The following is a 4,447-nucleotide window of genomic DNA, read 5'->3' as shown; positions in this document are numbered from 1 at the left end:
TACTCTACTAAATAATTAGTCCATGTCGTCAAAATGTCCCAATATTTCTTAGCATAATCGGCATTACCTTCAATTTTTGAAATAGCTGCAGTTAGAATCACCATATTACCACTTTCTTCAATCGGCATGTCACCACCATAAACTTGTCCATTAGCTATTGGATAAGTGCCAAGGTCATGTGCTGCAAAAGGTTTATTCCAACGCCCACTTGCACTATATTCGAAAATGCTAGTCATCATGGCTTTTTCCAAATCTGGATTATAAACGAGGAACAAAGGGGCGGACGGATAGGTCAGATCGACTGTATTGATACAACCATTACTGTTATTCTCTTTAGAGAACCACATCAGGTTACCTTCTTTGTCTGTGAAAAGTTTATGGGCGGAAATCACTTGACGATATGAAGCAGAACATATTTCTGCATATTTTTTACCACCTGCTTTTTCTGCATCGCTATAAATAAGTTCATCAAGTGCACGACAACGCTCCATAATGGATTGATAGTTATCTCTCAGTTTTTCGAAAGCATCAAAAATTGTCACTTTACCATCATGTTTCCAATATCCCATACGTTTCTCATACATATATTCAATGGAATAAATGTCATCATAACCGATCATCAAGAAACCATCTTTACCATCTTTGGTAACAGTTCCAAAATTATGTACATAAGCCATTGCAGGAGTATTTTCTTCCCGACGAGTAACCCATTTGGTTTTACTTGAAGCTAAAGTTCCATTTTTAACAAAAGCTTCCTTCATTCCGCTATAGTCACCCAAACTTATAGATTTTCCTGCTCCATTTACACTACCAAGATATACATATCCCCAGTCAGCACAAATCAAATCACCTTTACGATCACATATCGGCTGGTTGATGGTGCCAGCTTCTACATAACTAATACCATTTTTCGATAATGTACGTGCAATAGTAGGCTGAGTAGTCTCATTCACTGCTAATACTGGAGTCGTTTCTATATAGAATTGTACATCATGCTCTTTTTTATCAAGAGGACGCACGCGATAGGAGATGTAGTTAATCGGAGTTGACAACAAATCCAAGTCATCTATCAATTGAGGCGCTGTAAATACAACATCTAATTCGACAGGTCCGCAGGTGAATGTATAGTAACTGGAAGTGGCTAGTACATCTACCGATTTCTGTACAGCCTCATTTTCAAATGTTACTGCATTTTTCTTTTCACGATATAAACCAAAATCCACATAAGATCCTCCAGTTGTGTTATGACAATGCGCTGCAATCACATTTTTGCCATTACGAAGTTTTTTCTTGGCTTCATCTGAAAGTTTTAGGTTTACATTATTCTTCCATACGAGATCTGTAGCAACCAGTTTTTCTCCATTTAAATATAATTCGAATACATCGTCATGAGAATAAATAAGAAAAATATTCTCTGTTAAATCTAAATCATTTATTTCAAATGTACGTCGGATATAAATATCTGTATTATCTCCTTTCCATTCTGTGCGAACACGTGGCATATCACGGCTACCGAAAGCAGCTTTACCTTTTTTCCAACTACTATCATCAAACTGGAATTCTTGCCATCCATTTGCTGGTTGACTATTAGTATATGCAGCCTCCCAACGTTCCACATTTGTCATGGGAGCGATAGGTATTAGAGCTACTTGATCTTTACCCAGGAAACGATACACTTTACCATCTACGCGTAAAGCCCCTACTAATGGTTTCTTAGCTGTAGTCCAGTGTTCTGTACTTCCTTCCATTAATTTATCATAAGGAGACCAGATAGAGAAGTGAGGATCTGAAACAACGATAGGTACCGATGGAGTACGTAGCGCTATCTCTTTTACTGGTTTAAATAAGTTGCCGGTTTGAGCATTTGCGAATAAACCGACCGAAAAGGCCATTACTGTTAGTAGTTTCTTCATAAATATTTTCTAATTAATCTACAATTTTAAGGTTACCCATCTACAATCTTGTTTACCTATAAAGAAAAACAAACCCTACGTTTTCTTTTATTTCTCTTTTTACCTTCTTACTATTACCTTTTAAATGCAATCTTACCTTTCTTATCGCTATACCTAAATAATATATTAAAATCAGTACTGTCGAATATTTATAAATGCTAGAGGAAAAGTTTATATAGAATTGTGTGTTTCAGGTAGGACCCAGGAATCATACAAATCCATTTGTTTTTCCATAGCATTTTATTTGTAAAGCTACAAAATAATGGAATTAATGCTAAATATTAGGAAAATCTGTGTTCAAGAAAGGACAAAATCTATTCTTTTTTCATATTTTGAGTGTTTTTAAAGTGCAAAATAAGTCTCTTACAGTGTGCTTTGAGTAGTTTTTTTCCTTTTTGAGCAATATTTATCCACTTTTATTAAGATAGTACAATGTTTTTGGAGGTTCTAGCTTTTAACGATGAGATATTGCTCATTTCGGATAGCTTTTGTAACTTTGCAATACGAAAGCAATACAGATTTTACTATCGCAAAATATACTCCATATATTAAACCTAGGTACGTCACTCGAGAGGGGACTACTGTCCTTTATGTTCGATATAACTACAATCGAACTAAGCGTACGCTTATCTCTACTGGATACAGTATTAAACCGGAACACTGGGATTCTAAAAAGAGATGGATTAAGCGCGCTTGTCCAAACTATGATGAAATTGATGCCTGCCTGATTAGAATAACATCCAAGCTTGGAGAAATTCTTACATATGCTAAGATAAACGGAATAAGTCCAACCGTAGATTTTGTTTTACTTGAACTAAAAAAGAATAGAGAATATGAGTTACGTCCTAATCGGGTAGATATCTTTGACGCATTAGAAAGATATATTACAGAAAAAGCTCCAGTTGTTTCTGCAGATCAAATAAAGGACTACCGAACACTTCGCAAACATCTGATCGCTTTCAAAGAACATTCATCGCAACCAATTACTTTTCATAACTTGAATCTTATATTTTATAATGAATTCATGGACTATTTATTTTATAAGGTTATAAAGCCCGATGGGAGTGTTGGCTTGCTCACTAATTCTGCAGGAAAAATTATACGTTTGTTAAAGGGATTTGTTAATTATCAAATAGATAAAGGAGTTATTCCTCCAATTGACTTGAAGCATTTTAAGGTCGTAGAAGAAGAAACTGATGCTATTTATTTAAGTGAAAAGGAACTTTCAACAATACACGAGTTAGACTTGTCAGATGATAAGCAATTGGAAGAGATTAGAGATGTTTTTATTACTGGGTGTTTTACAGGACTACGATATAGTGATCTCTCAACATTAAGTCCCGAACATATTGACTTAGATAATGAGATTATAAATCTCAAACAGAGAAAAGTGCATAAAGCTGTCATAATTCCTATGATCGATTATGTACCGGAAATACTCAAGAAGTACAACTATGATTTACCTAAAATTCCTAGATATATATTCAACGAAAGGGTTAAAGAATTAGGGCGAAGGGCAAAACTAAAACAGAAGATCGAAGTTGTTCGCAAGAAAGGGAAAGAACGGGAAAAGAGAGTCTATGAAAAATGGGAGATGATCTCTTCTCATACTTGCCGACGATCGTTTTGCACAAATATGTACTTATCCGGCTTTCCTGCCGGAGAACTTATGCGCATATCCGGGCATAAGAGTCCATCTGCATTTATGAGATATATAAAGGTTGATAATCTACAGGCTGCAAAAAGACTAAAAGAACTTCGAGCTAAACTTGCCAGGTAAAGATTGAAATATTTCATCTTAGTTATTTCAAATTATGTTCTATTTTTCATATATGCAGAAGAATTAAGATTCTATTGAATTGCTAAATAGAAAAAAGAAAGTCACATTTACATTATATATATTCCTTTTATTGAATATATATAGCATAATTCTTTATAAACATGTATTTTTTCCTACTATCGAAAACAAGTTTTGATATAATGAAACATGTCGTTGGTTTAAAAGGAACATCTCCTACCTTTAAAAGAAACTACTTATTGGTTTAAAATAAACCACACTATGGACTCCTGAATGGAGTTCTAACATCTACTTTCCTTATTACCTTAAGCTATCACACAATAACATTTCTCTGCAAAATAGCATAAAAAGATAGATAAATCATTCCAGAAAGCTTTATTTACGTCGAATTCATTCAACAAGAGTAATTATTCAATCTATTTGATTTTTAATATCTTAAAATGCTGCTAGTTTTTATGTCATAAAAGAAATTACATGGATAAATGAAAAGAGAGAGAGGAAAAATATTCATTTTTTCAGATTAGTCCATTTCTCATCTTAGACTACCACTACATTTATCCATTAACTTTTTATTTATTAAAAGTCTGCTCATAAATTAGAATTTTGTACTTCATTTAATAGCCACAACAACACAAAGACAATACAATATGAACATATTCTACTGTATTTCAATCAGTTAACAAACGACAATTTAGTC

General features: G+C 33.8%; 2 protein-coding genes. One reads left to right on the top strand and one right to left on the bottom strand.

Features of this window, described 5'->3' with window-relative positions; translation table 11 throughout:
* Positions 1 to 1,913, bottom strand: a 1,913-nt coding sequence (locus KFO40_RS25170) for a glutaminase domain-containing protein (protein ID WP_211146923.1), incomplete at its 3' end; no start/stop codon positions are given.
* A gap of 535 nt (positions 1,914 to 2,448) precedes the next feature.
* On the opposite strand from KFO40_RS25170, the gene KFO40_RS25165 reads away from it, so the two are divergent.
* Positions 2,449 to 3,732 (top strand): site-specific integrase, encoded by a 1,284-nt coding sequence (locus KFO40_RS25165; protein ID WP_117685409.1) that lies wholly within the window; start codon positions 2,449 to 2,451, stop codon positions 3,730 to 3,732.
* Positions 3,733 to 4,447: the final 715 nt, after the last annotated feature.

It is taken from the genome of Bacteroides sp. 1001302B_160321_D4, assembly GCF_015667765.1.
Classification (GTDB): Bacteria; Bacteroidota; Bacteroidia; order Bacteroidales; family Bacteroidaceae; genus Bacteroides; species Bacteroides xylanisolvens.
Note: the sequence above shows the minus strand (reverse complement) of the source record. Positions and strands in the feature narration are given on the sequence as shown.